The sequence below is a fragment of the Polaribacter sp. SA4-12 genome (assembly GCF_002163675.1).
In the GTDB taxonomy this organism is placed as follows: Bacteria; Bacteroidota; Bacteroidia; order Flavobacteriales; family Flavobacteriaceae; genus Polaribacter.
In genome coordinates, this window is record NZ_CP019334.1 from 1,910,001 (window position 1) to 1,934,857 (window position 24,857).

Consider the following 24,857-nt stretch of genomic DNA (forward strand, 5'->3'; position numbering starts at 1 on the left):
TTAAAATATTAAAATTGTAGTCCCGGGCAGACTCGAACTGCCGACCTCTACATTATCAGTGTAGCGCTCTAACCAGCTGAGCTACGAGACTAAATAGCTTAATATTTTGTTTTTTTAAAATTAACAGCAAAGAGTAAAACTTCCTTTTGTAACTCACCATCTTTCTCTAGAAAGGAGGTGTTCCAGCCGCACCTTCCGGTACGGCTACCTTGTTACGACTTAGCCCTAGTTACCAGTTTTACCCTAGGCGGCTCCTTGCGGTGACCGACTTCAGGCACTCCCAGCTTCCATGGCTTGACGGGCGGTGTGTACAAGGCCCGGGAACGTATTCACCGGATCATGGCTGATATCCGATTACTAGCGATTCCAGCTTCACGGAGTCGAGTTGCAGACTCCGATCCGAACTGTGATATGGTTTATAGATTCGCTCTCTGTTGCCAGATGGCTGCTCATTGTCCATACCATTGTAGCACGTGTGTGGCCCAGGACGTAAGGGCCGTGATGATTTGACGTCATCCCCACCTTCCTCTCTACTTGCGTAGGCAGTCTCGTTAGAGTCCCCAACTTTACTTGCTGGCAACTAACGACAGGGGTTGCGCTCGTTATAGGACTTAACCTGACACCTCACGGCACGAGCTGACGACAACCATGCAGCACCTTGTAATCTGTCCGAAGAAAACTCTATCTCTAAAGCTGTCAGACTACATTTAAGCCCTGGTAAGGTTCCTCGCGTATCATCGAATTAAACCACATGCTCCACCGCTTGTGCGGGCCCCCGTCAATTCCTTTGAGTTTCAGTCTTGCGACCGTACTCCCCAGGTGGGATACTTATCACTTTCGCTTAGTCACTGAGCTAATGCCCAACAACTAGTATCCATCGTTTACGGCGTGGACTACCAGGGTATCTAATCCTGTTCGCTCCCCACGCTTTCGTCCCTCAGCGTCAGTACATACGTAGTAGACTGCCTTCGCAATCGGTATTCTGTGTAATATCTATGCATTTCACCGCTACACTACACATTCTATCTACTTCCATATGACTCAAGTCAACCAGTATCAAAGGCAGTTCCATAGTTGAGCTATGGTATTTCACCTCTGACTTAATTGACCGCCTGCGGACCCTTTAAACCCAATGATTCCGGATAACGCTCGGACCCTCCGTATTACCGCGGCTGCTGGCACGGAGTTAGCCGGTCCTTATTCTTACAGTACCGTCAAGCTGGTATACATACCAGTGTTTCTTCCTGTATAAAAGCAGTTTACAACCCATAGGGCCGTCTTCCTGCACGCGGCATGGCTGGGTCAGAGTTGCCTCCATTGCCCAATATTCCTCACTGCTGCCTCCCGTAGGAGTCTGGTCCGTGTCTCAGTACCAGTGTGGGGGATCTCCCTCTCAGGACCCCTACCTATCGATGTCATGGTAAGCCGTTACCTTACCATCTAACTAATAGGACGCATAGCCATCTTTTACCAATAAATCTTTAATTACATCTCGATGCCGAGTCGCAATACTATGGAGCATTAATCTTCATTTCTAAAGGCTATTCTCCAGTAAAAGGTAGGTTCTATACGCGTTACGCACCCGTGCGCCGGTCGTCATCTGTAGCAAGCTACAATGTTACCCCTCGACTTGCATGTGTTAAGCCTGCCGCTAGCGTTCATCCTGAGCCAGGATCAAACTCTTCATTGTATATTTTAAATAATATTTAATGAATAAGTTTCAAAAGAATTTTAACAAAATTAATTGTTATGGTTATTCTACTCTTTGTTTACGCTGTCAATTTCAATATTTTCAATGAACTGTGCCGAGTCGGCACCGACAAGTTATAAAACTCAATCTTTACCTTTAACTCAACTTTGTAGAAATGTTAGACTCGAACTAACTGACTTTTTTAATTATCATTCCAAAACCTCTCTGAACTTTTTTTGCTGTATTTCTTAGCGGCTGCAAACATACAAACTATTTCTAATCTGACAATAAAAAAAAATGATTTTTTTTATTTTTACTTACCCCTAAAAAAACTGAACTTTTTGCCGAAAATTTCGGACTGCAAACATACAACTCTTTTTAATCAGTAACCAAATAAAAATGAAATTTATTTTTATTGAAATTTTAATAACTTCACTCAACTAAACCTCTCCATTTAACCAACCAATACAACATCTCAATGAACGAAACTAAAAGAGCATATTTCCCTTAGCGGCTGCAAACATACAACCACTTTTTAATATCACAACTATTTTTTTAAACTTTTTTTAAATTAGTTTTTTAACACCTCCTAAAACCATTGTTTTTAACACTTTACAACATGAAAAATTTTATGCAATTCTTGTTCTTTTTATAGCTTTTGAAAATCTAAGCTAGATTATCATTATAAACACTCTTTGTAAACACATAGAAACATAAAAAAAATAGTAGATGATCGTTCTTTTTATATGAAAAATGAGAATAAAACTTAAAAGAATTGACTCTTATATATAAGATATCAGTTTGAAATTTGGATTTAATCCATAAATAAGTCGTGTTAGGGATTGAAACGGCATCCTTTTTATTTGAAATGGATAATGCTTCTGGTATTGAATATAAACTCTTAATAAAAGAGAACACCCAATAAAAAAAACACACGCCTATAATAAGTACACATATATATTGTGTGAAAAATTGTTTTCTAATATCTTTGCATTCTTAAATAGGATACATTAAATGATTAAAATTACTTTACCTGACGGAACTATTAAGGAGTTTGCTGTAAACAGTACTCCGATGGATGTTGCAAAAAGCATTAGTGAAGGATTTGCTAGAAACGTAATTTCTGCAAATTTTAACGGCACAACAGTTGAAACCACTACTCCATTAACCACCGATGGTTCTTTAATTCTATACACCTTTAATGATGATGGTGGAAAAAAAGCTTTCTGGCATTCTTCTGCGCACGTTTTAGCGGAAGCTATTTTAAGCTTTCACCCAAATGCTAAATTAACGATTGGACCTGCTATTGATAATGGGTTTTATTATGATATTGATTTAGGTGATGACATTATTTCTGACAAAGACTTTAAACAAATAGAAACTAAATTTTTAGAAATTGCTCGTGGAAAACATGAATTCTCTCTACGTTCTGTTTCTAAAGCAAATGCCTTGTCATTATATAAAGAAGAAAACAACCCATATAAAGTTGAGTTGATTGAAAACTTAACCGATGGTGAAATTACTTTTTGTGATCATAATAACTTTACGGATTTATGTAGAGGAGGACATGTACCTAACACAGGAATCATAAAAGCAATTAAAATAATGAGTGTTGCTGGTGCTTATTGGCGTGGTGACGAAAAGAATAATCAGTTAACACGTGTTTACGGAATTAGTTTTCCGAAGCAGAAGTTACTAACTGAATATTTAGCTTTATTAGAAGAAGCTAAAAAACGTGATCACAGAAAACTTGGAAAAGAATTAGAATTATTTACTTTTTCTCAGAAAGTTGGCGCTGGTTTACCTTTATGGTTACCTAAAGGTGCTGCTTTACGTGCTCGTTTAGAAGATTTCTTAAAAGCTGCTCAGAAAAAAGCGGGTTATGACATGGTGATGACACCACATATTGGTCAGAAAGAATTGTATGTTACTTCTGGTCACTATGAAAAATATGGTGCAGATAGTTTTCAGTCTATAAAAACTCCTAAAATGGATGAAGAGTTTTTATTGAAACCTATGAACTGTCCACATCACTGTGAGGTTTATAACTTTAAACCTTATTCTTATAAAGATTTACCTAAAAGATTTGCTGAATTTGGTACAGTATATAGATATGAACAAAGTGGAGAATTACACGGATTAACTCGTGTTAGAGGTTTTACGCAAGATGATGCTCATATTTTTTGTACTCCAGAACAATTAGACCAAGAGTTTAAAGATGTTATAGATTTAGTTTTATATGTTTTTGGTTCTTTAGGTTTTGAAGATTTTACAGCTCAAGTATCTATTAGAGACAAAAACAACCCAGATAAATATATAGGAGATACTGATACTTGGGAAATTGCTGAAAATGCAATTATAAGTGCAGCTACTGATAAAGGTCTAGATTTTGTGATTGAAGAAGGTGAAGCAGCCTTTTACGGACCTAAATTAGACTTCATGGTTAAGGACGCAATAGGCAGAAGTTGGCAACTTGGAACGATACAAGTGGACTATAATCTACCAAAACGATTCGATTTAACCTATAAAGGAGCAGATAATCAACTTCACAGACCTGTAATGATTCATAGAGCGCCATTTGGTTCTATGGAGCGTTTTATTGCGGTATTGCTAGAACACACGGGAGGTAACTTCCCTCTTTGGCTTACTCCAGATCAAGTTATCTTATTGCCAATCAGTGATAAATATCAAAAATATTCAGAAAAAGTTTTAGAATCGTTAGAAAATTCCGAAATTCGCGCTCTCGTAGACAACCGAAGTGAGAAAACTGGTCGTAAGATTAGAGACGCAGAAGTTAGCAAAATACCTTTTATGGTAATTGTTGGTGAGAAAGAAGAACAAGATGGCACAGTTTCTGTAAGAAAGCACGGTGAAGGAGACATTGGTACATTTACAATTGAAGAATTTATATCTTTAATTAAAACAGAAGAAAGTAAAACATTGAAGAAATTTTAATTAAATTTGAATTTCATCATAAAAAAATAGACGGTTGGAAAACAACCATTAGTTAAACTTAAAAATTATTAGTCATAGCAATACGTAGAAGCAGGTCGAGAAGGCCGTTAAGAGTAATCAAAGAAGATCAACATAGGATTAATGAAAAAATAAAATATGTTGACGAAGTTCGTCTTGTGGGCGATAATGTAGAAGTTGGTGTATATTCTTTAGATAAAGCTAAAGAACTATCCGTTGAACTGGAATTAGATTTGGTAGAGATTTCTCCGAAGGCTAAACCACCAGTATGTAAAATCATTGATTACAAGAAATTCTTGTATGAGCAAAAGAAGCGTGAAAAATCTTTAAAATCGAAAGCTACTAAAGTTACGATTAAAGAGATTCGTTTTGGACCTCAAACTGATGAGCATGATTATGAATTTAAAAAGAAGCATGCTGTTAAGTTTTTACAAGAAGGAGCTAAGTTAAAAGCATTTGTATTCTTTAAAGGACGTTCTATTATTTTTAAAGAACAAGGACAAATTTTATTATTAAAATTAGCTCAGGAACTTGAAGAATATGGTAAAGTAGAACAATTACCAAAATTAGAAGGTAAACGTATGATTATGTTTATCGCTCCAAAAAAAGTAAAATAATTAGAATTTTATAGATTCTAAAAAAGTACTGAACATAACAGTTCAGCATAAACAATCTTATAAGCAAGATAAAAACGAAGGAGAAGATGCCTAAAATGAAAACAAAATCTAGCGCCAAAAAACGATTTAAAGTTACTGGTACTGGAAAAATCAAAAGAAAGCACGCGTTTAAAAGTCACATCTTAACAAAGAAGTCTAAAAAACGTAAATTAAAGTTAACTCATGACGGTTTAGTACATAAATCAGATAAGTCTAACATTATGCAAATGTTAAACTTGAAATAAGTTTAACAAGGGAATTTAATTATTAACCATGGAGTTAGGCAAAAAATAAAAAGTATTCTTAATTGAATCGCCTACTACAAAACACATTGAAATTATGCCAAGATCAGTAAATTCAGTAGCCTCAAGAAAAAGAAGAAAAAAAATCTTGAAGGCTGCAAAAGGTTACTTTGGACGTAGAAAAAACGTTTATACAGTAGCAAAAAATGCAGTTGAAAAAGGAATGCTTTATGCATACCGTGACCGTAAAAATAATAAGAGAAACTTTCGTTCTTTATGGATTGTACGTATTAATGCTGCAGCTCGTTTACACGGAATGTCTTACTCTCAGTTTATGGGAAAAGTGAAAGCTAACAATATCGAATTAAACCGTAAGGTTTTAGCTGATTTAGCTGTTAACAGCCCAGACGCTTTTAAGGCAGTTGTAGAGAAAATAAAATAATTATAAATTACTTGCTTATAATAAAAACCCAAACGAATTCGTTTGGGTTTTTTTATTACTTTTATTCTTTTAATAAACCTCTAACAAAACCTAGAAAATGAAATTACATATATTACTTACAGCCATTTTACTTTCATCTGTTTCTTTTGCACAAGAAACAAATACTAAAGACACTAATACTATAGAGAATCAATTCGATAAAATCTATAGAACATCAACTACGTACCAAGTATATAAGGTAATTAGTAAAGATGGTTATCAGCGTTTAAAACTGAATGTTTTAGATTCTCTAGAATCTTCAAAAAAAATAATTTCTGAAAAAGAAAGTTTGTTATTGACAGAAAGGAACAGCATTAAAGAAACTAAAACCCTTTTAGCTAAGACTAAATTAGCTCTAGATACTGCTTTAAAAAAAGAGAATTCTATTTCCCTTTTAGGAATTCAGTTAAGTAAAACAACTTATAACCTGACACTTTGGGGTGTTATTATTGCACTAATGCTAGGCTTATCTTATTTTATTTTTAAATTCTTCAGAAGTAATGTTCTAACAAAAGAAGCTCAAAATAACCTAATAGATGTTGAGCAAGAATATGAAAAACATAGAAAAAACACCTTAGAAAGAGAACAAAAATTACGCAGACAACTTCAAGACGAGATTAATAAACAGAGAAATGGTTAATTTTTGCTTAGAAGTGGTTAATTTATTAAACATATATTTTATGATCTAATGATAATTTTACAAAAAAATACTAGATAATAACTTATTATTATGAGTTTCATAATAATAATGATTCTCAAATAAATGACTTCCCTTTTTTAGTACATTAAATAGTATTTTCTTAACTTAGGATTCTGAAAAAAAACTAAACAAACTTTAATTACTAAAAATTATATGAAAGCCCTTTTTTATACTAGAGAATTCCCCCCATATGTTTATGGTGGAGCTGGTGTTCATGTCGAATATCTTGCTGCGGAATTAGCCAAACTTATGAAAGTTGATGTTAGATGCTTTGGAGATCAAGATGTTTCTAACGATAACCCAACTGTAAAAGGATTTCCTTACGAAAATCCGATTTTCGATAACTCAGACGACAAACTTAAAGCCATCTTTAAAACTTTAAGTACAGGGTTACATATGAATGCAGAACCTATTGACGCTGATGTAATTCATTGTCACACATGGTATTCTCATTTTGCAGGTATTGTAGCAAAACTTTGTTATGGAATACCTTTAGTAATTACAACACATTCTTTAGAACCTTTGCGCCCTTGGAAAAGAGAACAATTAGGTCGTGGTTATGATGCTTCTTCTTGGATAGAAAAAACAGCTATTGAAATGGCTGATGCATTGATTGCTGTTTCTGAAGAAACAAAACAAGATGTATTAAAACATTTTGATGTTGATGAAAGTAAAATTAAGGTAATATATAATGGTATTAACTTACAACAATATGTTACCACTCCAGAAACGTCAACTCTAAATGAATATGGTGTAGATAAAAATAAACCTTATGTACTTTTTGTTGGTAGAATTACAAGGCAGAAGGGAATTATTCATTTAGTAAATGCAATAAAATATATAGATCCAGAAACTCAAATAGTTCTTTGCGCTGGTGCACCAGATACACCTGAAATAGGTAAAGAAATGGAAGACGCCATTAACGAAGTTAAAAAGACGCGTAAAAATGTAATCTGGATTGATAAAATGGTTACAAAAAAAGAAATAATTCAGTTATATTCACATGCTGATGTATTTTGTTGCCCATCAATTTATGAACCTTTTGGTATTATCAATATCGAAGCAATGGCTTGTGACACAGCTGTTGTTGCAAGTGCTGTTGGTGGTATTAAGGAAGTTGTAGTTCATGGAGAAACAGGTCTTTTAATTCCTGTTCAACAACAAGACTCTGCTCCTTTTGAACCTACCGATCCTGATAAATTTTCAAGAGATTTAGCAGATGGAGTAAATAAAGTAATTAATAATCCAGAATTAAGAAAATCTATGGCACAAAAAGGCCGTAAAAGAGTAGAGGATTATTTTGATTGGATTTCAATAGCAAAACAAGTAGAAGAATTATATAAATCATTAAAAAAATAGGGCTATGATAAATGATAAAGTATTAGGGATTATTTTAGGTGGAGGCCAAGGATCTAGATTATATCCATTAACTAAAGATAGATCTAAACCCGCTGTTCCTATTGCAGGTAAATATAGATTGGTAGATATACCAATATCTAACTGTATCAATTCTGATATAAAAAGAATGTATGTTTTAACTCAATTTAATTCTGCTTCTTTAAATGCACATATTAAAAACACCTATCACTTTAGCTTTTTTAGTTCAGCTTTTGTAGATGTATTGGCTGCGGAGCAAACAATAAACAGTGACAAATGGTTTCAAGGAACTGCAGATGCTGTAAGACAAAGTATGCAACATTTTTTGGCAAACGATTTTGAGTATGCTTTAATACTTTCCGGAGACCAATTATATCAAATGGATTTTAATGACATGATTCAGAAACACGAAGAAAGTGGTGCTGAAATATCAATTGCAACATATCCTGTAAATGCAAAAGATGCTACTTCTTTTGGTCTATTAAAAACAAATGATGAAAATATAATTACTTCTTTTATAGAAAAACCTGGAGCTGAATTATTACCAGATTGGACATCTGATGTTGGAGAAGAAATGAAGTCTCAAAAAAGAGATTATTTAGCTTCTATGGGAATTTATATTTTTAACAGAGACTTATTAATTAAGTTAATGGAAAATCCAGATACCAATGATTTTGGTGGAGAAATAATTCCACAAGCAATAAACGAACATAAAACATTAAGTTATCAATATGAAGGTTACTGGGAAGATATTGGTAATGTAGACTCTTTCTTTGAAGCAAATTTAGGTTTAACAGACGATGTACCTCAATTTAATTTATATGATGAGAAAGGAATCTATACAAGGCCAAGAATTTTACCAACATCTAAAATTTCTGGAACCATTTTAAATAAAACTGTTATTGGTGATGGTTGTATAATTCAAGCAGAAAAAATAGACAGAGCAGTTATTGGAATTCGTTCTAGAATTGGTAAAAACTCTTTAATTTCTAACACCTATATGATGGGTAATGATTCTTATGAATCATTAGAACAAGTTGAAGCAGACGGTATTAAGATTATGATGGGTATTGGTGTTAGATGTTACATACATAATTGTATTGTAGACAAAAACTGTAGAATTGGAGATGATGTAAGAATTAATGGAGGTAAACATATAAAAGATGTAGAAACCGATACTTATATGGTTAAAGATGGAATTGTAGTTATTAAGAAAGATGCAATAATTCCTTCAGGAACTAATATAGGATAAAATAAATTTTTACTTTTTTATTATTTAATAAATTAACCGAATTAATGCAAAATCAAAGTAGAATTGTAGTAGAAAATGTTGCTCCACAAATTAATCAAGGAACAGTATTTATAAAACGAGTTGTTGATGAAATTGTAAATGTAACTGCAGATGTCTTAGTTGACGGACATGATGTTCTTCAAGCTAGTTTATTATTTAAGCATGAAGCAGATAAAAAATGGTCAGAAATTAGAATGCAACCGACTTCTAATGATGAATATATTGCCAATTTTCACACAGCAAAACAAGGATTTTATTCTTATAAAATTGAAGGATGGGTAGATTATGTTTTAAACTGGCAACATGGTTTAGAGCGTAAAATTGATGATTGTCAACATGTAAACTCAGAACTTTTAGAGGGAGCAGAATTGATTTCTTCAATTACTAAGAAAGTATCTTCAGAAGAAAAAGAATACTTATTACACTTAATCGCTATTTTTAAAAATCCAAACGACTATTCAGAAGCAATTAAAGAAGCTGTATCTGAAAAGTTAACGGCTATTTTCATAAAATATCCTCAGAAATTTCTAACTGAAACTTCTCCGGAATTTAAAGTATATGTAGATAGAAAAAAAGCAAGATTTAGTACTTGGTATGAATTTTTCCCACGTTCTGCATCAGAACAAGAAGGCAAACATGGTACCTTTAATGACTGCCATAGATTATTACCAAGAGTTGCTCAAATGGGATTTGACACTTTGTACTTCCCTCCTGTTCATCCTATTGGTGAAGTTAATCGAAAAGGAAAAAACAACACTACTGTTGCACAAGATGGCGATGTTGGTTCTACTTGGGGAATTGGTTCAAAAGAAGGAGGTCATAAAGATTTACATCCTGAATTAGGTTCAATTGAAGATTTTAAAAACTTAGTTGCAAAAGCTAAAGAGCTAGGTATTGAAGTTGCAATGGATTATGCTTTACAAGCTGCACCAGATCATCCTTGGGTTAAAGATCATCCAGATTGGTTTAAATGGAGACCCGATGGAACTGTACAATATGCAGAAAATCCACCAAAAAAATACCAAGATATTCTTCCAATTTATTGGGAAAGTAAAGACTTTAAAAATCTTTGGAAAGAATGTTTAGACACTTTATTGTATTGGATTGATTGTGGAATTAATGTTTTTAGAGTTGATAACCCACATACAAAACCTTACTTTTTTTGGGGATGGATTATTGCCGAAGTAAAAAAACAACATCCTGATGTTTTGTTTTTAGCAGAAGCTTTTACGCGTCCTAAAGTAATGCAACAATTAGCAAAACAAGGATATACACAATCATATACTTATTTTACTTGGAGAAATTCTAAGCAAGAATTAATTGAGTATATGAACGATTTAACACAAACAGAACAAAAAGAATATATGAAACCTAATTTCTGGCCAAATACACCAGATATTAATCCGTTTCATTTACAAGGAGCGCCAGAAAGCAAATACTTACAACGTTACGCTTTGGCAGCAACTTTATGTTCTAATGTTGGTATTTATGGACCTGTTTTTGAGCAGATGATAAGTGATCCTATTCCTGGAAAGGAAGAATATTATATGTCAGAAAAATTTCAGCTTTGTCACTATGATTGGTTCAAAGAAAATAAAGTAACTACTTTAATTTCTAGAATTAATAACATTAGAAAAGAGCACGAATCTTATCAACAGACAAATAATATTCAATTTTTAGAAACTGGTAATGATCAATTAATTGCTTTCTATAAATGGAATGAAGATAGATCAAATGAAACAATAACAATTATAAGTTTAGATGCTTATAATTCGCAATCTGGTTCTGTACAATTACCGCTTCATGATTTAAAAGTGAATCACGGTCAGAAAGTAGAAGTTGAAGATTTAGTAACAAGAAATTGTTATAACTGGTATAATGAATGGAATTATGTAGAATTACATGCAACATTGCCTTTCCATATTTTCAAAATCAATAAATAATGACAAACAAAACGAATACAACTTCTAATTCTTCACTTTTCTCATCAAAAAATAAATGGGAAGAATTAATTGAGGATAAAGATTTTGTAAACGTTTTTTTATCTGATGTTTTAGAAGATTATATTCAAAAGCAACGCTGGTATGGTGGTAAATCTAGTAAAATAAAATATATAGAATTAAGTGAATATTTTAGAATTCAGAAAGAAGGAGAAGTCTATTTTGGATTAATTTTAGAAGTTAATTTTGTTGAAGCTTTTTATCATCATTACTTTTTACCAATCGCATTTGTTTCTGATGAAAATTATACCAAAGAAGGAAGAATTCTACCACTAAAGCTAAAAGATCAAGAAGGTTTTATAATCGATGCTACGCATTTAGAAGCCTTTAGAAAAGTAGTTTACGAAAGAATTAGTACAGCTTTACCTATTGATAAAACTCCTGTTCAATATCACAAAACAGAAGGTTTTAAATTTCCTACTTATGAATCATCAAGGTTGATGGGTGTAGAGCAAAGCAATACTTCTGTCATTTATAATGATGCTTATATTTTAAAATTTTTTAGAAGAATTTATGCAGATAAAAATCCTGACTATGAAATGAGTCGTTTTTTATCACATAAAAAAGAATTTAAAAACACACCTCCTTATTTAGGAAGTATGAATATTATAGATTCTGAAAATGTAAACATCACTATTGGATTAATGCAAAAATTAGTACCAAATAATGGTGATGCTTGGGAATATTTCTTGAAAGAAATTCATAAGGTTTATAAAAACATAGATAGCAAAAATATTTCTTTTGCAAATTTACCTGATGTAGAAATGTTTGAGCGCGTAAAAATCTCAGAAGTTTCTCCTCAGATTATAGATTGGATAGGACTTCATTTATTAAATAAAGTAAAAGTATTAGCTAAAAGAACAGCAGAAATGCATATTGCTTTAGGTTCTGAGTTTGAAGAAACAGCTTTTACTCCTACTCGTTTTAATGGAGATTACACGGTTTGGTTAAAAAACAGGTTAACGTATCAATTTCAAAATAGATTAAATCTTGCTGAAAACAATTTGCATAAACTAGAAGGTTATTCTTTAGAACTTGCACAAGAATTTTTAGATAGTAAAAACGAAATTAGAAAACGTTTGGTAAATTTTGATTGGACAAAGTTAAAAGGAGAAAGAATTAGAATTCATGGTGATTACCATTTAGGACAAGTTTTAGTGCAAGATGATGATTTTTGCATTCTAGATTTCGAAGGAGAACCAGAAAGTACAATTAGAGATAGAAAGGTAAAACAACCACCATTAAAAGATGTTGCTGGTTTGTTTAGATCTTTTCATTACGCAATTTATTCAACCATATTTAATCATCAAGATGAATATAATAAAGAGCAAACTGCCCTTTTTGAATATGGTGAATTATTATACAAATACATGGTTTCAATTTTTATGGAAACCTATGTTGCAACCACAAAAGAAGCAAACCTACATATAGGTTACAGAAACGAAAGAAGATTTTTATTAAAATATTGCTTGTTAGAAAAAGCAATTTACGAGTTAGGTTACGAACTCAATTCAAGACCAAAATGGACAATTATTCCATTAAAAGGTATTGCAAATATTTTGAACTCATAAAACTATGGCACAAACAAAAGTACACAGTCTTTTTACAGAATTTGATATCAACCTTTTTCAGGCTGGAAAACATTATCGTCTTTACGAAAAATTCGGATCACATATTATAACAGTAGATGGTGTAAAAGGGACTTATTTTGCCGTTTGGGCTCCAAGTGCAAAATCAGTTGCTGTAATTGGAGATTTTAATTTTTGGTTAGAAGGAGAACATCACTTAAATGTTCGTTGGGACGGAAGTGGTATTTGGGAAGGTTTTATTCCTAATATTGGTAAAGGAACTATTTATAAATATAAAATAAGAAGCGCCAACAACGACGTAACAACAGAAAAAGCAGATCCTTTTGCAAGAAGATGTGAGCATCCTCCAAAAACTGCTTCAGAAGTTTGGGAAGATGATTATTCTTGGAATGATAAAAAGTGGATGAAAAACAGAAAGAAGAATAATGCATTAGATGCACCTTATTCTGTTTATGAAGTTCATTTAGGGTCTTGGAAAAAACAAGTTGAAGAAGGTCGTTTTTTAAGCTATAGAGAATTAGCAGAAGATTTAGTAAATTATGTAGAAGAAATGAATTTTACACATGTAGAATTTATGCCAATCATGGAATACCCTTACGATCCAAGTTGGGGATATCAATTAACAGGATATTTTGCACCTACTTCTCGTTTTGGTTTTCCTGATGACTTTAAATATCTAGTTGATAAGTTTCACGAAAAAGGAATTGGAGTCTTATTAGATTGGGTTCCTTCTCACTTTCCTTCAGATGATCATGGTTTAGGTTTCTTTGATGGATCTCATTTATATGAACATCCAGACAGAAGAAAAGGGTATCATCAAGATTGGAAAAGTTTAATTTTTAACTACGGAAGAAACGAAATAAAAGCATTTTTAATTAGTAATGCTATCTTTTGGTTAGACCAATATCATGCAGATGGATTAAGAGTAGATGCTGTTGCATCGATGTTATTCTTAGATTATTCTAGAGAAGAAGGAGAATGGGAACCAAATGAATTTGGAGGAAGAGAAAATTTAGATGCTATTGCTTTTATTAAAGAAATGAATGCTGCAGTTTATGAAGCATTCCCTGATGTACAAACAATTGCGGAAGAATCAACTTCTTTTCCACAAGTATCTAGACCAATTTATGATGGAGGTTTAGGTTTTGGAATGAAATGGATGATGGGTTGGATGCATGATACTTTAGATTATTTTGCAAAAGAATCTGTTTACAGAAAACATCATCAAAATGAATTAACATTTAGTTTAAATTACGCTTTTACTGAGAACTTTATGCTACCTCTTTCACATGATGAAGTTGTGTATGGCAAAAAGTCTATTGTAGAAAAAATGCCAGGAGATGAATGGCAAAAATTTGGAAACTTAAGATTAATGTATAGTCTTATGTATACACATCCAGGAACTAAATTATTGTTTCAAGGTGGTGAATTTGGGCAAACAAGCGAATGGAACTTTAATGGAAGTTTAGATTGGCATTTATTAGAATATGATGTTCATAAAGGAGCACAAACTTTAGTAAAAGAATTAAACAAACTATACAAAAAAGAACCTGCTTTACATCAAAAACAATTTTCAGCAGAAGGTTTTGAATGGATAGATCATGGAGATCATGAAAACTCTGTAATGTCTTATGTTAGAAAAGGTGTAAATGAAAAAGATAATGTAGTTATCATTTTAAATTTAACACCAGTTCCTAGAGAAAATTACAGAATAGGTTTACCTAAAGCGGGTACTTTAAAAGAGGTTTTTAATAGTGATGCTAAAAAATATAACGGAACAGGTAACTATACAAACAAGAAGTTAACATCAAGCCAAAAAGAATGGAATGGTAGAGAAAATTCTATCGAACTTAATTTACCTCCGTTAGGTATGATTGCGTACAAATACAAATAATATCTACCCCTCTTTTTTATCTCTTATAATAGAATGATAAAAAAGAGGGTTCATTTTTTTATACTTCACAAAAAAGAGAAGTCATTTTTAAGACTTTGAAAATTCTTTTAGTATTTATCAAAAGAAATTATATAACGCTTATTTTTAAATAAATAAGAAATATTTTTGCATTTAAAATAGACTAAAACGTTATCGTAAAAAAAGAATTATATGCTCCCTTTTCATATAAACTTTTACGATTTTTGCAGGTCAAAATAAACAACCAAAACAATGATTGTTAATACAGAGTTAGAACAAAAAGGGAATTTATTTCCTTCAGAAATTATAAATTACAAAAAGGATGTAGATACACTTTCCTTTACAACTAAAAACAATGTTGTTTTACAAGTTATAGTAGTAAGAGACAGTGTTATTCGTTTTAGATATAGCACAACTGGTAAATTTGAAAATGATTTTTCTTACGGAGTTACCATGCATGCAAGTAGAGGTTATAGCTTTTTAGATGTAACAGAAAACGAAACTCATTACATTATTACTACTTCTAAATTAATTTGTAAAGTAGAAAAACTTAGTTTACAAGTAAGTTTATATGATGCTATTGATTTAAAACTGATCAACCAAGACGAAATTGGATTTCACTGGGAAGAAAGTTATGAATATGGTGGAGACATCGTAAAGATGAGTAAAGCTTGCCAAAAATCAGAAAGTTTTTATGGTTTAGGAGATAAGCCTGTAGATGTAAATTTAAAAGGAAAGCGTTTTGAAAACTGGGCAACAGATTCTTATGCTTTTGGTAAAAATACAGATCCTATTTATAAAGCGATTCCATTTTATACAGCGATACAAGACAATAAATCGTACGGTATATTTTTTGATAATACATTTAAAACTTCTTTCGATTTTGCACATGAAAGAAGAAATGTAACAAGTTTTTGGGCACAAGGTGGAGAAATGAATTATTATTTCATTTACGGTCCACAAATGGAAGATGTAGTTAAAAATTACACAGATTTAACTGGTAAGCCTCATGCTTTACCTCCATTATGGGCTTTAGGATTTCACCAATGTAAATGGTCGTATTACCCAGAAGCGAATGTAAAAGAAGTTACTAATACATTTAGAGATTTAAAAATTCCTTGTGATGCTATTTATTTAGATATTGATTACATGGATGGATTCCGTTGTTTTACTTGGGATAAAGAATATTTTCCTGATCCAAAAAGAATGGTAAAAGAATTAGAAGAAGATGGTTTTAAAACCGTTGTAATTATAGATCCGGGAATTAAAATAGATTTAGAATATGATGTTTTTAAAGAAGGATTAGATAAAGACTATTTCTGTAAACGTGCAGATGGACCTTATATGAAAGGAAAGGTTTGGCCTGGTGAATGTTATTTTCCAGATTACACAAAACCAGAAGTTAGAGAATGGTGGTCTGGTTTATTCAAAGAATTAATAGAAGATATTGGTGTAAAAGGTGTTTGGAATGATATGAATGAACCTGCTGTAATGGACGTTCCTAACAAATCTTTCCCAGATGATGTTCGTCATGATTATGATGGAAACCCTTGTTCTCATAGAAAAGCACATAATATTTACGGAACTCAAATGGCACGTGCAACGTACCATGGTTTAAAGAAATACGCATATCCAAAAAGACCTTTTGTAATTACAAGATCTGCTTATTCTGGAGCACAACGTTATACATCTACATGGATGGGAGATAACGTTGCAACTTGGGAACATTTAGCTATTGCAAACAACCAAGCTCAAAGAATGTCTATGTCAGGTTTTTCTTTTGCAGGATCTGATATTGGTGGTTTTGCAGAACAACCACAAGGAGAATTATTTGCTCGTTGGATTCAATTAGGAATCTTCCATGCATTTTGTAGAGTACATTCATCTGGAGATCATGGAGATCAAGAACCTTGGGTTTTTGGTGAAGAAATTACAGATATTGTAAGAAAATTCGTTGAACTTAGATATCAATTATTACCATACTTATATACAGCTTTTTGGAATTATATAACTGACGGAACACCAATCTTAAAATCGTTAGTTTTATATGATCAAGAAGATACAGCAACACATTATAGAAGTGATGAGTTTGTTTATGGAGAACAAATTTTAGTTTGTCCTATACAAGAACCAAATGCAAAAGGGAGACGTATGTACGTTCCTAAAGGTAAATGGTATAATTTCTGGACAGACGAATTAGTTGAAGGAGGAAAAGAAATGTGGGTAGATGCAGATTTAGAAAGTATGCCAATCTTTATTAAAGAAGGAGCAGTTATTCCTAAATATCCAGTACAGCAATATGTTGGTGAAAAGAAATTTGATGATATTACTTTAGATGTTTACTATAAAGAGGGTAAAGAATCTTCAAAATTATATGATGATGCTCATGATGGCTATGATTATAAAAAAGGAAGATTTAGTTTACGTACTTTTAAAGTAACAGGTAAAAAAGAGGAATTAATTATACAACAACACAAGCGTGGAGATTTTAACGCAGATTACAGCAAGTTTAATATTGTATTCCATAATTTACCTTTCTCAATTACTTCTGTTCAAATAGATAATGTAGAAATATCAATAGACAATATTAACGAAGGTAAAACACAATCTATACTTATAGATAAAGAGTTTAATGAGTTACATTTATTAGGAAAATAATTATTTCATCTCTCACTGTTTTCAGTGAGTTTTCTCACCGAAAACAGTGAGATGAAAAATACCCCATAAATGGGTATTGCAAGGATTATATTACTGCTATATATTTGTAATATAAGTAATCTTTTCCCCAACACTTTTTTAAGTGTTGTTGATTTCTTAAATATTTGTTTAACACAAAAAGCGATTAATAGGCCCTAAACTATAATCGCTTTTTTTTATGCCCTAGATTTAGTGAAATAAAATAATTTTTCAAGATAACTCACTGAAAACAGTGGGTTATCTCACTGTTTTCAGTGAGGTGAAAAAAACCCCATAAATGGGTATTGTCTGTAATATAAAACTGTTATATATTTGTAGCATAATATTCTTATCCCCAAATAAGATAAAAAGCTGAAATTAATTTCAACTTTTATTTTGATACAAAGGCGACTAATAGGCCCCCAAACTATAATCGCTTTTTTTTATGCCCTAGATTTAGTGAAATAAAATAATTTTTTAAGCTTTCTCACTGAAAACAGTGATTTGATTCACTGTTTTCAGTGAGATGAAAAAAACCCCATAAATGGGTATTGTGAGTAATATAATACTACTTTATATTTGTAATATAATTATTTATAATTTTCAAAAATTAGGAATTTGACGTTAAAGAAGTCTTTATTTTTTTAACATAAAAAGCGATTAATAGATCCCTAAACTATGATCGCTTTTTTTTATACTCTAAAATTTAACTCTCAAACATAAAAAAGCCTCAAAACAATGTTATGAGGCTTTTAATATTTAGAAATTAAGAAAACTATATTCCGTCTGCTAATCCTTTTAATTTTTGAGTATTTTCTGCTAACATTAATTCATCAATTATTTTCTGAATATCACCATTTAGAATATTAGGTAAATCGTATAATGATAAACCAATTCTATGATCTGTAACTCTTCCTTGTGCATAATTATAAGTTCTAATCTTAGCACTTCTATCACCTGAAGAAACCATAGAACCACGTTTTAAAGCGTCTTCTGCATTCTTCTTTGCTAATTCCATATCATATAAACGAGAACGTAAAACTTTAAATGCTTTCTCTTTATTTTTATGCTGAGACTTTTGATCTTGACATTGTGCTACTAAACCAGAAGGAATATGTGTTAAACGAACAGCTGAGTAAGTAGTATTTACAGATTGACCTCCAGGACCAGAAGAACAGAAAAAATCGATTCTTACATCTTTTGGATTAATCACTACATCAAACTCTTCTGCTTCAGGAAAAACCATACAAGTTGCTGCAGAAGTATGCACACGACCTTGAGTTTCTGTTTGAGGAACTCTTTGTACACGATGCACACCAGCTTCAAACTTTAAAATTCCATAAACATCATTACCAGTAACTTCAAATTGAATTTCTTTAAAACCACCATTTGTTCCTTCAGAATAATCTACAGTAGAAACTTTCCAACCTCTACCTTCACAATATTTTGTGTACATTCTAAATAAATCTCCAGCAAAAATACTTGCTTCATCTCCTCCAGCTCCAGCACGTAATTCTACAACAGCATTCTTAGAATCTTCTGGATCTTTAGGTATTAATAGTACTTTTATTTCGTCTTCTAATTGAGGAATTCGAGTGTTAGCTTCATCAATTTCCATTTTTGCCATCTCGTTCATCTCTGCATCAGAACCATCAGCAAGAATTTCTTTTGCTTCAACGATATTGTTTGTTAAAGTTTGATATTCCTCCCCTTTTTTAACAACATCTCCTAAATCTTTATATTCTTTCATCAATTGCGCATAACGCTTCTGATCCATAATGATTTCTGGCTGAATAATTAAATCAGAAACCTCATCATAACGTTGCTTTACAATTCTTAATTTATCTAACATCTTCTGTCTTTTCTTGGATTGCGAATTTACAATTTTTATAGGTATATTTGAAGAAAGCTAACTATTTTTATGAAATTACTCCTTTATATCTGTTGTTTATTATTGATGGTTTCTTGTCAGAATGAAAAAAAGGAAATACAAAAGCCTTCTTTTTTAATTGGAAATTGGATTCGCGTAAATGATAAAGAAGGCGTAATTACTTATGAAATGTGGAATTCTAGCCTTAAAGGATTAGGTTATACCCTAAAAGAAAAAGACACTACTTTTAAAGAAACACTAAGTATTGTTACTATAAAAGACACGTTATTTTTAAAAGTTGAAGCAGTAAATGAAAACCCAACACTTTTTAAATTTACCCAACAAACGGACTCTTCTTTTGTTTGTGAGAATGAAAAAAATGAGTTTCCTAAAAAAATAAAATACTATTTAGAAAACGATCAATTAAAAGCGATTGTATCTTCTGATGATTTTAAAATTGATTTTATTTTTGAAAGATATAACTCAAAATTCTTACAATAGTATCTTATTTATAATAATTGAACATCATTGCCTTCTGATAAATTATAGAAAAAATTGCGCTATCAATAACTTTTCTATAAACAAATAGCACAGAAAACTTTTTCTTCCTTTTTAATAAAAAATAACACCAAAGTGACAAATGTCACATTTCACCACAAAAACCAATCGTACATTTGCGATAGACATTATGAAAAGAAATTTAGAACCCATAGAATACAAAGAAGATACTGAAACGCTGGCAATGTTTGCCAAAGCCTTAGCACACCCAACTCGTATTGCAATTTTAAAACATTTAGAAAATCAATCTTGTTGTTTTACTGGTGATTTGGTTGAAGTTTTTCCGTTGGCACAATCTACAATTTCTCAACATCTTAAAGAGTTAAAAAATGCTGGTCTTATTCAAGGAGAATTAAAACCACCCAAAATAAAGTATTGTATCAATCAAGAAAACTGGAAAATTGCAAAAAAATTATTTCAACAATTTTTCGATTGATATTTTTTTAATAATTACGTCGCCTATTGGCGATAAACAAATTTAAATAGTATGAGTAAAGTAATTAAAGTTTTAGGTACAGGTTGTCCAAAATGTCAATCAATGACTAATGTTGTTAAAGATGTAGTTTCAGAAAATAACATTGATGCAACTATAGAAAAGGTAGAAGATATCATGGAAATTATGGAATTTAATGTAATGAGCACACCTGCTTTGGTAATTGATGATGTAATTGTAATAAAAGGAAGAATTCCCTCTAAAGAAGAAGTTTTGGCACTTTTAAACTAAAAAATTTGTGTTATGAATTATCATATCAAAGCGTCTTCAATCTCAAATGAAGATGCTGTTATTCATATAAAGGAATCAAATATAGATTTTGGCACTACTTTAAAAACTGCTGAAACCTTGCCAAATCCTGCTGAGTTATTCCTGGGTTCATTTGCTGCTTGTATGTTGAAAAATGTTGAACGTTTTTCTGATATGATGAAATTCACGTATTCAAAAGCCACACTTAACGTAAATGCTACACGTCTTGAAAATCCACCAAGAATGGATGATATCATTTATAATTTGACAATTTATAGCAACGATAAAAAGTTGAACACAGAATTGCTAAAAAAGAATATTGAAAAATTTGGTACTATCTACAATACTGTAAAATTATCTTGTACCATTTCTGGAGCTATTAAAACAATTAAAAATGTTTGACTGGATACAAAATATAGCAGATTGGTTTGTCTATGATGTTTTAAATTTAAGCAAAGGACAGCATTTAGCAGAAGCACTCAACTTCTTTATTTACGACACCACAAAAATTTTAATACTACTTTTTGTGATTATCTTTTTAATGGGAATTGTAAATAGTTACTTCCCTATTGATAAGGTTAAAAATTATCTTTCGAGAAATAAATTATATGGTTTAGAATACCTTATCGCAAGTCTATTTGGTGTTGTTACTCCTTTCTGTTCTTGTTCTTCAGTGCCATTATTTATTGGTTTTGTAAGAGGAGGAATTCCATTGGGCGTTACTTTTGCTTTTTTAATTACGTCTCCCTTGGTTAATGAAGTTGCTATTGGACTTTTTATAGGCTTATTCGGAGTTAAAACCACCATTATTTATGTGGTTAGTGGTATTTTATTAGGAACCATTTCTGGCGTAATTCTTCAAAAACTAAAATTAGAAACTTATTTAACACCTTGGGTAAAAGAGATTCTTGCCAATGCACAAAGAGAACAAGATGCATTTATAGCTGATAAAAAATCATTAAAAGAACGTCTTCCAATAATTTGGACTGAAGTAAAGAATATTTTAAAAGGTATTATTCCTTATGTAATTGCTGGTATTGCAATTGGAGGATTAATGCATGGTTATATTCCTGAAGGATTTTTTGAACAATACATGGCAAAAGACAATTTATTTGCGGTACCAATTGCAACTATTTTAGCGGTACCAATGTATTCTAATGCATCAGGTATATTGCCTGTTGCTCAGGTTTTAGTCGCAAAAGGAATTCCATTAGGAACCGCAATTGCATTTATGATGGGAGTTGTTGGCTTATCATTACCAGAAGCAATGCTTTTAAAGAAAGTAATGAGCTTAAAATTGATTGGAATCTTTTTTGGAGTTGTAACACTTTGCATTATCATTTCAGGATATTTATTCAACATTATATTATAACATAGAAAATTCATAAAATAAAAATAAAGTCATGCGTAAAACAATCAAATTTTTATCAGTATTCGCTATTACGATATTGCTTACAGCTTGTAATGGACAACCTAAAAAAGATAACAATGCTTCTTTAGATGCATCTATTTCTAAAATTGAAGTTTTAGATTTTCATTCTACACATAGATGTATGACGTGTAATGCAATTGAAAAAAACACAAAATATACTTTAGATACTTATTTTTCAGAAGAATTAAAAGCGGATAAAATTACATTTCAAGTTATAAATGTAGATGAAAAGGAAAACGAAAAGATTGCTGAAAAATTTGAAGCTTCAGGAACATCACTTATCTTAAATGTGATCCAAAAAGGAAAGGAAACTCAGATAAACTTAACTGATTTTGCTTTTATGAACGGAAACGATCAAGAAGTATTTTCTAAAGAACTAAAAGAAAAAATTGACACGGAATTAAAGGCGCTCTAAATGGATTTTTTACAATCTCTTTTAGAGAATTATAATTTTCCAATACTATCCGCATTTATACTCGGACTAATGACAGCTGTTAGTCCTTGTCCTTTAGCAACCAACATTACTGCAACTGCTTTTATTTCTAAAAATATTTCTAGCAAAAAGAAAGTTTTTTTAAGTGGATTGCTATATTCTTTAGGTAGAGGATTTAGTTATACTGTAATTGGTTTGATTTTATATTTTGGTGCAAGTAAGTTTCATATTGCACGATTTTTTAATCAAAATGGAGAAAAATTCTTAGGTCCTTTATTAATTATAATCGGTTTGATAATGCTAAATATTATCAAACTTAACTTTCTAGGAGAATCTAGTTTTCAAGAAAAACTATCAGAAAAATTTAAAGACAAAGGCTTGTTAGGTTCTTTCTTAATAGGTGTTGTTTTTGCTTTGGCATTTTGCCCTTATAGTGGCGCTTTGTTTTTCGGAATCTTAATTCCGATGACAATTGCATCAGCAGACGGACTTTATTTACCAATCATATTCGCAATAGGAACAGGATTACCAGTAATTCTATTCACTTATTTATTAGCTTTTACAGCGGGGAAAATTGGTGTGTTTTATAATAGCATTACAAAAATTGAAAAGGTAATGCGAATCGTAGCAGGTGTTGTTTTTATATTGACAGGTTTGTACTATGTATCAATTTTTATGGGAATTCTAAATTAACGAAGGCTAAAATTATTCAGCAATTATTCTTCTAAACTTTCTTCAAAAAGCATCCCTCCTTTATACATTCCTTTTAAAACAGGACGAATATTTCTACCTAACTCCGTTAAACTATATTCAACTCTAGGTGGCACTTCAGCAAATACTTCTCTATCAATTAAACCATCTTCTTTTAACTCTTTCAATTGCTTGGTCATCATGCGTTCACTAATATCTGGCATTAATCTTACAAGCTCACTATATCTTTTATCTCCTTGATATAAATGTAAAATAATGGTACCTTTTCTCTTACCTTTTATAGTATTTATGAAAGTATCAATAGGGCAATAACTTTTTTTCATTTTTTTTCTGATTAAACACTAAGTAGACATACAAAATAGCACAAAATGTTCGTAAGGGCACCAATTGTAAGGTCTTGTATATCAAGTTATATTAACCTAATTTTGATGTAAAAATAAGGAAAACATATAAAATATCAGCATGAATTTTAAAACAACATATAAAGCATTTAGAGTAGAAGAAAAAGATGATAACTTTACTTCCTCAATTAAAGACATGCCTTTTACTTCTTTAGAAAAAGGAGAACTACGTATTAAGATAAAATTCAGTTCTTTAAACTACAAAGATGCATTATCTGCTAGCGGAAATAAAGGCGTAACAAGAAACTATCCTCATACACCAGGTATTGATGTTGTTGGAACCATTGTTGCATCTGAGTCTAGTAAATTTAAAGTAGATGAGAACGTTATTGTAACGAGTTACGATTTAGGAATGAATACAGATGGAGGATTTGCTCAGTTTGTTAAAGTACCTGAAGAATGGGTTGTAAAATTACCAGAAAATCTTTCTATGAAAGAAGCCATGACAATTGGTACTGCAGGATTAACTGCAGGTATTTCTGTTTTAAAATTAATAGCATCTGTAAAACCAGAAGATGGAGCAATTGTTGTTTCTGGCGCTACTGGAGGTGTAGGATCTGTAAGTATTTCTATTTTAAATAAATTAGGATATAAAACAGTTGCTATTACTGGTAAAGAAACTGAAACTGATTTTTTAAAGAAACTTGGCGCTGATGAAATTATTCTACGTAAAGATTTTGAAGAAGTAAATAAAAGACCGCTTTTAAAACCCGCTTTTGCAGGAGCAATTGATACTGTTGGAGGTGTAATTCTTGATAATATTATAAAATCTGTAAATCAGATGGGAGTTGTTACTTGCTGTGGTAATGTTGCTTCTCCTAAATTAGATTTAACTGTTTTTCCATTTATTTTAAGAGGAATTTCTTTAATTGGTATTGATTCTCAAAACTTACCAATGAAAACGAGAGAACTTGTTTGGAATAAATTATCTGACGAATGGAAAACGGATAGTTTAACTGAAACGGCTACTGAAATAACTTTAAACGAATTAGACGAAAAAATAAAGCTGATGCTTAAAGGACAATTAAAAGGAAGAACCGTTGTTAGAATTGATTCATAAAATGAATTCTTAAATAAGTCCCCCAATTTTATAATAAGAACTCAAATTTTAACTAAAAAAAAC

Annotated in this window: 21 protein-coding genes, 1 tRNA gene and 1 rRNA gene; 19 read left to right on the plus strand and 4 right to left on the minus strand. The window is 31.5% G+C overall.

What is annotated here, in order from left to right; genetic code table 11:
* Positions 1 to 17: 17 nt before the first annotated feature.
* Both BTO07_RS08270 and BTO07_RS08275 read right to left on the minus strand, forming a co-directional pair.
* Positions 18 to 91, minus strand: a tRNA-Ile gene (locus tag BTO07_RS08270).
* Between the two features lie 79 nt (positions 92 to 170).
* A 16S ribosomal RNA gene (locus tag BTO07_RS08275) occupies positions 171 to 1,690 on the minus strand.
* A gap of 1,014 nt (positions 1,691 to 2,704) precedes the next feature.
* On the opposite strand from BTO07_RS08275, the gene thrS reads away from it, so the two are divergent.
* From thrS to BTO07_RS08330, 11 genes are all read left to right on the plus strand, one after another.
* Positions 2,705 to 4,645, plus strand: coding sequence for a threonine--tRNA ligase (gene thrS / locus BTO07_RS08280; RefSeq protein ID WP_087520782.1), 1,941 nt, complete (start codon positions 2,705 to 2,707; stop codon positions 4,643 to 4,645).
* A gap of 116 nt (positions 4,646 to 4,761) precedes the next feature.
* The gene (infC, locus tag BTO07_RS08285; protein ID WP_087520783.1) at positions 4,762 to 5,280 is read left to right on the plus strand and encodes a translation initiation factor IF-3; all 519 of its coding nucleotides are present in this window, start codon (positions 4,762 to 4,764) and stop codon (positions 5,278 to 5,280) included.
* Between the two features lie 86 nt (positions 5,281 to 5,366).
* A complete protein-coding gene (gene rpmI / locus BTO07_RS08290; protein ID WP_087520784.1) occupies positions 5,367 to 5,564 on the plus strand; it encodes a 50S ribosomal protein L35 in 198 nt (65 codons plus the stop codon).
* A 94-nt stretch (positions 5,565 to 5,658) separates the two neighbouring features.
* Positions 5,659 to 6,003 carry a 50S ribosomal protein L20 gene (gene rplT, locus BTO07_RS08295; RefSeq protein ID WP_087520785.1) on the plus strand — a complete coding sequence of 115 codons (345 nt, stop codon included), beginning with the start codon at positions 5,659 to 5,661 and terminating at the stop codon, positions 6,001 to 6,003.
* 97 nt (positions 6,004 to 6,100) lie between these two features.
* Complete coding sequence (locus tag BTO07_RS08300; protein ID WP_087520786.1) at positions 6,101 to 6,682, plus strand: hypothetical protein; 582 nt, start codon at positions 6,101 to 6,103, stop codon at positions 6,680 to 6,682.
* Positions 6,683 to 6,895: 213 nt separating this feature from the next.
* Complete coding sequence (gene glgA / locus BTO07_RS08305) at positions 6,896 to 8,101, plus strand: glycogen synthase (RefSeq protein WP_087520787.1); 1,206 nt, start codon at positions 6,896 to 6,898, stop codon at positions 8,099 to 8,101.
* Positions 8,102 to 8,105: 4 nt separating this feature from the next.
* A complete protein-coding gene (locus tag BTO07_RS08310; protein ID WP_087520788.1) occupies positions 8,106 to 9,371 on the plus strand; it encodes a glucose-1-phosphate adenylyltransferase in 1,266 nt (421 codons plus the stop codon).
* A gap of 44 nt (positions 9,372 to 9,415) precedes the next feature.
* Positions 9,416 to 11,353: an alpha-1,4-glucan--maltose-1-phosphate maltosyltransferase gene (locus tag BTO07_RS08315; RefSeq protein ID WP_087520789.1), complete on the plus strand. Its 1,938-nt coding sequence runs from the start codon at positions 9,416 to 9,418 to the stop codon at positions 11,351 to 11,353.
* Positions 11,353 to 12,981 (plus strand): trehalose synthase, encoded by a 1,629-nt coding sequence (locus tag BTO07_RS08320; RefSeq protein WP_087520790.1) that lies wholly within the window; start codon positions 11,353 to 11,355, stop codon positions 12,979 to 12,981. The genes BTO07_RS08315 and BTO07_RS08320 overlap by 1 nt, the downstream gene beginning before the upstream one ends.
* A gap of 4 nt (positions 12,982 to 12,985) precedes the next feature.
* Entirely contained in the window at positions 12,986 to 14,893 is a 1,908-nt protein-coding gene (gene glgB / locus BTO07_RS08325; protein ID WP_087520791.1) for a 1,4-alpha-glucan branching protein GlgB, read from the plus strand.
* 270 nt (positions 14,894 to 15,163) lie between these two features.
* Positions 15,164 to 17,569, plus strand: coding sequence for a glycoside hydrolase family 31 protein (locus BTO07_RS08330; RefSeq protein ID WP_087520792.1), 2,406 nt, complete (start codon positions 15,164 to 15,166; stop codon positions 17,567 to 17,569).
* Between the two features lie 793 nt (positions 17,570 to 18,362).
* On the opposite strand, the gene prfA is transcribed toward BTO07_RS08330, so the two are convergent.
* On the minus strand, positions 18,363 to 19,439 hold the full coding sequence (prfA, locus tag BTO07_RS08335) for a peptide chain release factor 1 (RefSeq protein ID WP_087520793.1): 1,077 nt from the start codon (positions 19,437 to 19,439) through the stop codon (positions 18,363 to 18,365).
* A gap of 69 nt (positions 19,440 to 19,508) precedes the next feature.
* Here prfA and BTO07_RS08340 point away from each other — a divergent pair, with 69 nt between their 5' ends.
* The 7 genes from BTO07_RS08340 (at position 19,509) to BTO07_RS08370 (ending at position 23,315) form a co-directional block, all read left to right on the plus strand.
* Positions 19,509 to 19,958: a hypothetical protein gene (locus BTO07_RS08340; protein WP_157663311.1), complete on the plus strand. Its 450-nt coding sequence runs from the start codon at positions 19,509 to 19,511 to the stop codon at positions 19,956 to 19,958.
* Between the two features lie 187 nt (positions 19,959 to 20,145).
* On the plus strand, positions 20,146 to 20,451 hold the full coding sequence (locus tag BTO07_RS08345) for an ArsR/SmtB family transcription factor (protein WP_087520795.1): 306 nt from the start codon (positions 20,146 to 20,148) through the stop codon (positions 20,449 to 20,451).
* A 51-nt stretch (positions 20,452 to 20,502) separates the two neighbouring features.
* Entirely contained in the window at positions 20,503 to 20,739 is a 237-nt protein-coding gene (locus tag BTO07_RS08350) for a thioredoxin family protein (RefSeq protein WP_087520796.1), read from the plus strand.
* Positions 20,740 to 20,751: 12 nt separating this feature from the next.
* Positions 20,752 to 21,159, plus strand: coding sequence for an OsmC family protein (locus BTO07_RS08355; protein WP_087520797.1), 408 nt, complete (start codon positions 20,752 to 20,754; stop codon positions 21,157 to 21,159).
* Positions 21,152 to 22,129: a permease gene (locus BTO07_RS08360; protein WP_087520798.1), complete on the plus strand. Its 978-nt coding sequence runs from the start codon at positions 21,152 to 21,154 to the stop codon at positions 22,127 to 22,129. The genes BTO07_RS08355 and BTO07_RS08360 overlap by 8 nt, the downstream gene beginning before the upstream one ends.
* Positions 22,130 to 22,160: 31 nt before the next feature.
* A complete protein-coding gene (locus tag BTO07_RS08365; protein ID WP_087520799.1) occupies positions 22,161 to 22,604 on the plus strand; it encodes a nitrophenyl compound nitroreductase subunit ArsF family protein in 444 nt (147 codons plus the stop codon).
* Positions 22,605 to 23,315 carry an aromatic aminobenezylarsenical efflux permease ArsG family transporter gene (locus tag BTO07_RS08370; RefSeq protein ID WP_087520800.1) on the plus strand — a complete coding sequence of 237 codons (711 nt, stop codon included), beginning with the start codon at positions 22,605 to 22,607 and terminating at the stop codon, positions 23,313 to 23,315. It abuts the gene before it with no gap.
* Positions 23,316 to 23,338: 23 nt separating this feature from the next.
* Here the strand turns inward: BTO07_RS08370 and BTO07_RS08375 are convergent, their stop codons facing one another.
* Positions 23,339 to 23,656, minus strand: a complete 318-nt coding sequence (locus tag BTO07_RS08375; protein ID WP_087520801.1) for a winged helix-turn-helix transcriptional regulator — start codon at positions 23,654 to 23,656, stop codon at positions 23,339 to 23,341.
* 139 nt (positions 23,657 to 23,795) lie between these two features.
* On the opposite strand from BTO07_RS08375, the gene BTO07_RS08380 reads away from it, so the two are divergent.
* Positions 23,796 to 24,794, plus strand: coding sequence for a YhdH/YhfP family quinone oxidoreductase (locus tag BTO07_RS08380; protein ID WP_087520802.1), 999 nt, complete (start codon positions 23,796 to 23,798; stop codon positions 24,792 to 24,794).
* Positions 24,795 to 24,857: the final 63 nt, after the last annotated feature.

Bases quoted from the DNA above. Each gene is read 5' to 3' on its own strand.
- rplT (WP_087520785.1), top strand. From the start codon at position 5,659: ATGCCAAGATCAGTAAATTCAGTAGCCTCAAGAAAAAGAAGAAAAAAA.
- BTO07_RS08320 (WP_087520790.1), top strand. From the start codon at position 11,353: ATGACAAACAAAACGAATACAACTTCTAATTCTTCACTTTTCTCATCA.
- BTO07_RS08315 (WP_087520789.1), top strand. From the start codon at position 9,416: ATGCAAAATCAAAGTAGAATTGTAGTAGAAAATGTTGCTCCACAAATT.
- BTO07_RS08340 (WP_157663311.1), top strand. From the start codon at position 19,509: ATGAAATTACTCCTTTATATCTGTTGTTTATTATTGATGGTTTCTTGT.
- BTO07_RS08360 (WP_087520798.1), top strand. From the start codon at position 21,152: ATGTTTGACTGGATACAAAATATAGCAGATTGGTTTGTCTATGATGTT.
- BTO07_RS08380 (WP_087520802.1), top strand. From the start codon at position 23,796: ATGAATTTTAAAACAACATATAAAGCATTTAGAGTAGAAGAAAAAGAT.
- BTO07_RS08365 (WP_087520799.1), top strand. From the start codon at position 22,161: ATGCGTAAAACAATCAAATTTTTATCAGTATTCGCTATTACGATATTG.
- prfA (WP_087520793.1), bottom strand. From the start codon at position 19,439: ATGTTAGATAAATTAAGAATTGTAAAGCAACGTTATGATGAGGTTTCT.
- BTO07_RS08300 (WP_087520786.1), top strand. From the start codon at position 6,101: ATGAAATTACATATATTACTTACAGCCATTTTACTTTCATCTGTTTCT.
- BTO07_RS08350 (WP_087520796.1), top strand. From the start codon at position 20,503: ATGAGTAAAGTAATTAAAGTTTTAGGTACAGGTTGTCCAAAATGTCAA.
- BTO07_RS08355 (WP_087520797.1), top strand. From the start codon at position 20,752: ATGAATTATCATATCAAAGCGTCTTCAATCTCAAATGAAGATGCTGTT.
- BTO07_RS08330 (WP_087520792.1), top strand. From the start codon at position 15,164: ATGATTGTTAATACAGAGTTAGAACAAAAAGGGAATTTATTTCCTTCA.
- glgB (WP_087520791.1), top strand. From the start codon at position 12,986: ATGGCACAAACAAAAGTACACAGTCTTTTTACAGAATTTGATATCAAC.
- BTO07_RS08345 (WP_087520795.1), top strand. From the start codon at position 20,146: ATGAAAAGAAATTTAGAACCCATAGAATACAAAGAAGATACTGAAACG.
- rpmI (WP_087520784.1), top strand. From the start codon at position 5,367: ATGCCTAAAATGAAAACAAAATCTAGCGCCAAAAAACGATTTAAAGTT.
- BTO07_RS08310 (WP_087520788.1), top strand. From the start codon at position 8,106: ATGATAAATGATAAAGTATTAGGGATTATTTTAGGTGGAGGCCAAGGA.
- BTO07_RS08370 (WP_087520800.1), top strand. From the start codon at position 22,605: ATGGATTTTTTACAATCTCTTTTAGAGAATTATAATTTTCCAATACTA.
- glgA (WP_087520787.1), top strand. From the start codon at position 6,896: ATGAAAGCCCTTTTTTATACTAGAGAATTCCCCCCATATGTTTATGGT.
- thrS (WP_087520782.1), top strand. From the start codon at position 2,705: ATGATTAAAATTACTTTACCTGACGGAACTATTAAGGAGTTTGCTGTA.
- BTO07_RS08375 (WP_087520801.1), bottom strand. From the start codon at position 23,656: ATGAAAAAAAGTTATTGCCCTATTGATACTTTCATAAATACTATAAAA.